Consider the following 6,313-nt stretch of genomic DNA (forward strand, 5'->3'; position numbering starts at 1 on the left):
CTCTCCGACGGTGTCCACGCGGGCGTGATCCGCCCGGCGCTCAGCCCGCACGACGTGATGCGGCTGCGCGGCGGCCTGACCGACGCCACCGCCAACCGTGCCACCGCCAAGATCCTCGGCGACGGCCAGGCCGCCGTCCCGCACTGACACCGGCGTCCCGGGGCCGTAGCGGGTAGCCTGCTCATACGGCGTCGCCCCTGGGGAGGGACGGCGACCACCGTCCCCCGTTTTCCACCCAGGTGGTGAACAGCGCCTTGTCCCAGGCCCCGCCCTCGCCTTCCGTGCCACTTTCACCTTCGCCTGCACCTTCCGCTGCACCGTCGCCATCGACATCGCTGCCACCGCTCGTGGCTGCTCCACCGTTGACGGTCCCGGTGGGCGCGGTCGCCCGGTCCGGGCGGGCGCTCGTCCGCCGCGCCGCGTCCGACGGGGCGGCCTACATGCACTGCGGCGCGGACGTCGGCCGGACCGGTGCGATGATCGCCGCCTACCTGGTGCGTACCGGCCAGGCCGCCGAGCAGGCCGCCGTGAAGACACTGGCGGTCGGCCCGCCCTCCGTCGAGCAGGGCTCCTACGTCCTGCACGCGGGGCGGCACGGCAGCAGGCAGCCGCCCGCCCTGGTCAGCGGGATCAGCCGGCGGCTCGACGCGCCCCGCCGGATCAAGGCGTCGCTGTGAAGCGGTGACCGGCGGCATGGCAGGCTTGTCCGTAGCGCGGGCGCGTGCCGCGCGGGCCGCGGGCACGCGGTGCGGACAGACAGAGCGAAGATACGGCCGAACAGCAGCCGAACAGCAGAAGCGGAGCATCAAGGTGCAGCGGTGGCGGGGCTTGGAGGACGTTCCCGGTGACTGGGGCCGCAGCGTCGTCACCATCGGGTCGTACGACGGTGTGCACCGCGGCCATCAGCTCATCATGGGGCGGGCGGTGCAGCGGGCCCGCGAGCTGGGGCTGCCGTCGGTCGTGGTCACCTTCGACCCGCACCCCAGCGAGGTGGTCCGCCCCGGCAGCCACCCGCCGCTGCTGTCCGCGCACCACCGCCGGGCCGAACTCGTCGCGGAACTCGGCGTGGACGCGCTGCTGATCCTTCCGTTCACCAGCGAGTTCTCCAAGCTGACGCCGAGCGAGTTCGTCCACACGGTGCTCGTCGACGGCCTCCACGCCAAACTCGTCGTGGAGGGCCCCAACTTCCGCTTCGGCCACAAGGCCGCCGGTGACGTGGACTTCCTGTCCGCGCTCGGCCTGAAGTACGACTACGACATCGAGGTCGTGGACCTGTTCGTGCGCGGCACGGCCGGCGGCGGCGAGCCGTTCTCCTCCTCGCTGACCCGGCGGCTGATCGCCGAAGGCGACGTCGCGGGCGCCGCCGAGGTGCTGGGCCGCCCGCACCGGGTGGAGGGCGTGGTGGTGCGCGGCGCCCAGCGCGGCCGCGAGCTCGGCTTCCCCACCGCCAACGTGGAGACGCTGCCGCACACCGCGACCCCCGCCGACGGCGTCTACGCGGGCTGGCTGCACGTCGAGGGCGAGCCGATGCCCGCCGCGATCTCGGTCGGCACGAACCCCACCTTCGACGGCACCGCCCGCACCGTGGAGGCGTACGCCATCGACCGCGTCGGGCTCGACCTGTACGGGCTGCACGTCGCCGTCGACTTCCTCGCCTACCTGCGCGGGATGGAGAAGTTCGAGACCGTCGACGCGCTGCTGGTACGGATGGCCGACGACGTCAAGCGCGCCCGCGAACTGGTGGAAGCGGCGGCACCCCCAAGCGCCTGACCCCCGGGCTTCTGCCGGCCTGCGGGGCCTGCTGCGCGAACGCATAGACGGCACGACCGGCGTCTGACCTGCGGTCCTGCGGGCCGACAAGCGGACCGCAGGGGAGCGAGCACTGTTGCGGAAGGCGTTCACCGGTCAGGGGAGCGGGAAGCGCGCGCTTGGCCGTAGTCCTGGCCCGCCGGGCCTGCGGGCCCAGTCCCCAGGGTGAGTGTCCCGACCACCGGCGGGTAGCACCCGGGCGAAGCGCTGGGTGCTCAGGTGCCTGCGCAGCGTCGGGACGCTCGGTCATGCCGGGCGGACCAGCCGGGCCTCGTAGGCGTAGACCACGGCCTGCACGCGGTCGCGCAGTTCGAGTTTGACCAGGATGCGGCTCAGGTGCGTCTTGACCGTGGCCTCGGCCAGGTGCAGGGTGCCGGCGATCTCCGTGTTGGACAGGCCGCGGCCGACCTCGACCAGGACCTCGCGCTCGCGGGCGGTCAGCCGGGTCAGGCGGTCGTCGCCCGATGGGTGGCCGGTACGGTCGTCCGCCGACGGGAGCTGGTGGGCGAAGCGCTCCAGCAACCGCCGGGTGATCCGGGGTGCCACCACCGCGTCGCCCGCGGCCACCGCGCGGATCGCGGCCAGCAACTCCTCCGGCAGCGCGTTCTTCAGCAGGAAGCCCGAGGCGCCCGCCTTGAGTCCCGCGAAGGCGTACGCGTCCAGGTCGAAGGTGGTGAGGATCAGCACCCGCGACCGCGGGCAGCTCTCCACGATCCGTGTCGTCGCCTCGATGCCGTCCATGCCCGGCATCCGCACGTCCATCAGCACCACGTCCGGCCGCAGCGCCCGCACTTGGCGTACGGCCTGCGCGCCGTCCCCGGCCTCACCGACCGGCGTCATGTCCGGCTGTGCTTCGAGCACCATCGTGAACGCCATCCGCAGCAGCGGCTCGTCGTCCACGAGCAGCACCCGGATCGGCGCCGAGGCCGTACCCGCGTCGCGCGCGTCGCTCGTGGTGCTCGCGACCGTACCGCCGCCCGTTTCGTCGTTCATCCCGCCCGGCCCGTTCACAGCGCCTCGGGCGTGGCCAGTGCCAGCACGGCTGTGACCTGCCAGCCACCGCCGGGGCGCGGGCCCGCGGTCAACTGCCCGCCGTAGACAGCGGCCCGCTCGCGCATGCCGGCGAGGCCGTGCCCGGCGGCCCGGGACGGGTCGGATGACGGGGCCGGTTGGGCCGGTCGAGCCGGTTCGTGCGGATCGAAGCGGCCGGGCGGCGGTTCGGGAGGAGCCGCGCCCGCGCCGTCGTCCATGACGCTGACGGTCAGCGTGTCGGGCCCGCAGGAGAGCCGTACCTCCGCGCGGGCGCCCGCCGGGGCGTGCTTCAGGGTGTTCGTCAACGCCTCCTGCACCAGCCGGAAGACGGTCAGCTGCGCCGCGGCCGGCACCGCCGCCGGCTCGCCTGAGACCTCCAGCCGGGTCGGCAGCCCCGCCGCCCGCACCTGCTCGGCGAGCGCGTCGAGCTGGGCGATCCCGGGCATCGGGTGGCGCAGCGCGTCCGGTTCGTCGGCCCGCAGCACACCAAGGAAGCGGCGCATGTCGGTCATCGCCTGCCGGCCGGTCGACGACGCCTGCCGCATCGCCGCCGCGGCCCGGTCCGGCGACCGCTCCATGGCGAACGCGGCACCGTCCGCGAGGGCCACCATCACCGACAGGTTGTGCGTCACGATGTCGTGCATCTCCCTGGCGATCCGGGCCCGTTCGCCGGCCACCGCGAGCTGGGCGCGCTGGTCCCGCTCCCGTTCCAGCCGCACCGCACGGTCCTCCAGGAACTCCATCTGCTGCCGCCGGGAACGCATGTTGGTGCCGATCACCGCCGCCGCGACGGCCATCGCCGACAGCGAGATGAAGCCGGCCACCGCGCGGTCGTGCATCGACCATCGCACGGTCGCCAGCGCGATGCCCACCTCCATGACCCCGAACGCGGCCAGCAGGCGGGCCCAACTGCCGACCTGGGCGGCCACGGTGTACAGCGCGACCAGCAGCACCCCGTCCGCCGGTGTCTTCACACCGGCCAACCACTGTGCGAACGCCACCGTGGCCACCGCGCCGAACACGACCATCGGCGCCCGCCGCCGCCACGCCAGCGGTACGACCAGTCCGCTCTGCACGAGCAGCGTCGGCACCGGCTCATGGCGCACCGCGCCGTGCTGCAGCGCGGTGAAGAACACGAATATCCCGAGCGCGAACAGCGCGTCCACCGGCACTTGCCCGCCCGGCGCCCGCTGCCCCGTCGGACCCCAGCCGCACCATTCCGCGAAGACCCGCACAGCGCCGCGCCCCGCGCCGGACGAACGCCCCGCGCCCGGCGAACGCCCCGCGCCCGACGGGCATTTCGAACCGCGCAGCCGTCCCCGGCCGGACGGGCGGATCGTCGGGACCGATTCGGTCGGCAGGCTCATCGGGCGCTCCGGGGACGGGTCTTGCAAGGGACGAAGTGCGGCGGAGGAGGTGCGGGGACGTAGCCGCGGGCGAGGGGCGGGCCTACGCGTCGCGCCGCTTCAGCAGGACCGCCGCACCGGCCAGCGCGGCGGCGGCGTACGCACAGAAGACCACGAAACCCGGCCACGGGGCGAGGGTGTGACTTTCCTGATGGATGGCGAACACCGACTGCCCGGCCGTGCTGGGCAGCCACTGGCTCACGTGGTCGCTCCAGGAGGTCGGCAGCGCCTCGGCGAGCACCGGAAGGATCATCAGCACCCCGAAGAGCGTGGCGATACCGCCCGCGGTGTTGCGGATCAGCGCGCCGATCGCGACACCGAGCAGCCCGACGACCGTCAGGTACAGGGCCGTGCCCAGCACCGCGCGCGGCACACCCGGATCGGTGAGCGACACCCCGACGTGCCGGGAGGACAGCAGCGACTGCCCGGCGAGGAACGCCACCAGCGCGGCCACCGTCATGAGCGCCCATACCGCCGCCGCGAACACCGCCGCCTTCGCCCACAGCACCGGCAGCCGGCGTGGCACCGCCGCCAGCGACGAGCGGATCATCCCGGTCGAGTACTCGCCGCTGACCGTGAGCACGCCGAGCACGCCGACCGCGAGTTGTGCGAGGAAGAAGCCGCGCAGGCTGGTCGCCACCGGGTCGAACGTGGCCCGCTCGTGCGGCGTCATGCCCGTCCAGCGGCTTGCGGTGATCGCCGTGAAGAGCATCCCGAAGCCGATCAGCGCCACCATCGCGCCGATCAGCGTCCAGAACGTGGACCGCAGCGTCCGGAGTTTGATCCACTCCGAGTACAGCACCCGTGCCTGCGTGACGTGGGTGCCGCCGTCGGCCCGGTCCGGACCGTGGGTCGCGCCCGTGCCGCCAGGGCCCGCCGGGGCCGCGATCGTGCCCGTACCCGTACTCATGCCGGCTGCCTCTCCGTCTCGCGCCGCGGAGTCCGGTACTCCACGGCGTCCTTCGTCAGCTCCATGAACGCGTCCTCCAACGAGGCTTGCTGCGGGGTGAGTTCGGCCAGTGCGATGCCCGCGTCCGCCGCGATCCGGCCGATCCGGTCGCTGGTCAGCCCGGACACCTCCAGCACGTGCCGGGTGTCGGAGGCCACCGACACGCCCGGTCCGCCCAGCAGCCCGCGCAGCTGCTCGGCATCTTCGGACCGGACCCGTACCGACCCGCCGCCCGCGCCCTCGACGAACCCGGCGACCGAGGTGTCGGCGATGAGGCGGCCGCGGCCGATCACGATGAGATGTTCCGCGGTGAGGGCCATCTCGGACATCAGATGGGAGGAGAGCAGGACGGTACGGCCCTCGGCGGCGAGGTCCTTCAGGAGGGTGCGAATCCACAGCACGCCTTCGGGGTCGAGCCCGTTGACGGGTTCGTCCAGCACGAGCGTGGCCGGGTCGCCGAGCAACGCGCTGGCGATGCCGAGGCGTTGGCCCATGCCCAGCGAGAAGCTGCCGACGCGCTTGCGGGCGACCGCGCTCAGACCGACGATGTCGAGCACCTCGTCCACCCGGCGGCGGGGGATGCCGGTGGTGGCGGCCAGGGCGAGCAGGTGGTGATAGGCGCTGCGGCCGGTGTGGATGGCGCGGGCCTCCAGCATCGCGCCGACCTCGCGCAACGGCGCCGGGTGGTCGGCGTACGCCTTGCCGTTGACGGTCACCCGGCCCGAGGTCGGCGCGTCCAGCCCGAGGACCATGCGCATCGTGGTGGATTTCCCCGCGCCGTTCGGGCCGAGGAAGCCGGTCACCGCGCCCGGCCGCACGGTGAAACTCAGATCGGCGACGGCGACGCGCTCGCCGTACCTCTTGGACAGGGCATGGGCTTCGATCATCTGAAGGTTCCTCGGACGATGGGCCGCCGCGTGGCGGTTGGACGCTCGCTGGTGCGAACTGCTTCCATCGTCGTTTTCCGCGAGCCGCCGGGCGACGGTCCACGGGGGGACCTTGGAGCGGCTGTGTGCGCCTGCGGGCGGACGGCACGTACGACCCGTGTCGTACGCCGAAAGGGGCCGGGCCCTACAGGCACCGGCCGGGTACGCGGCAGGGCCGCCGCCGTGGTGGT

At 73.4% G+C, this 6,313-nt stretch carries 6 protein-coding genes; 2 read left to right on the forward strand and 4 right to left on the reverse strand.

Annotation, left to right across the window (positions count from 1 at the left end; all coding sequences use genetic code 11):
* The first annotated feature begins 362 nt into the window (after window positions 1-362).
* Together AC13HU_RS29490 and AC13HU_RS29495 are read left to right on the forward strand one after the other, a co-directional pair.
* The gene (locus tag AC13HU_RS29490) at window positions 363-677 is read left to right on the forward strand and encodes a phosphatase domain-containing putative toxin (RefSeq protein ID WP_483045023.1); all 315 of its coding nucleotides are present in this window, start codon (window positions 363-365) and stop codon (window positions 675-677) included.
* A gap of 133 nt (window positions 678-810) precedes the next feature.
* On the forward strand, window positions 811-1,770 hold the full coding sequence (locus AC13HU_RS29495; RefSeq protein WP_483045024.1) for a bifunctional riboflavin kinase/FAD synthetase: 960 nt from the start codon (window positions 811-813) through the stop codon (window positions 1,768-1,770).
* Window positions 1,771-2,055: 285 nt separating this feature from the next.
* Here AC13HU_RS29495 and AC13HU_RS29500 read toward each other — a convergent pair whose 3' ends face one another.
* The 4 genes from AC13HU_RS29500 to AC13HU_RS29515 all read right to left on the reverse strand — a co-directional run bounded on the left by AC13HU_RS29500 (window position 2,056) and on the right by AC13HU_RS29515 (window position 6,083).
* Window positions 2,056-2,802 carry a response regulator gene (locus AC13HU_RS29500; RefSeq protein WP_483045025.1) on the reverse strand — a complete coding sequence of 249 codons (747 nt, stop codon included), beginning with the start codon at window positions 2,800-2,802 and terminating at the stop codon, window positions 2,056-2,058.
* A gap of 14 nt (window positions 2,803-2,816) precedes the next feature.
* Complete coding sequence (locus tag AC13HU_RS29505; protein ID WP_483045026.1) at window positions 2,817-4,208, reverse strand: sensor histidine kinase; 1,392 nt, start codon at window positions 4,206-4,208, stop codon at window positions 2,817-2,819.
* Window positions 4,209-4,290: 82 nt separating this feature from the next.
* A complete protein-coding gene (locus AC13HU_RS29510) occupies window positions 4,291-5,157 on the reverse strand; it encodes an ABC transporter permease (RefSeq protein WP_483045027.1) in 867 nt (288 codons plus the stop codon).
* Window positions 5,154-6,083, reverse strand: a complete 930-nt coding sequence (locus tag AC13HU_RS29515; RefSeq protein ID WP_483045028.1) for an ABC transporter ATP-binding protein — start codon at window positions 6,081-6,083, stop codon at window positions 5,154-5,156. The genes AC13HU_RS29510 and AC13HU_RS29515 overlap by 4 nt, the downstream gene beginning before the upstream one ends.
* Between the last annotated feature and the right edge of the window lie 230 nt (window positions 6,084-6,313).

It is taken from the genome of Streptomyces sp. NH27, from assembly GCF_056859195.1.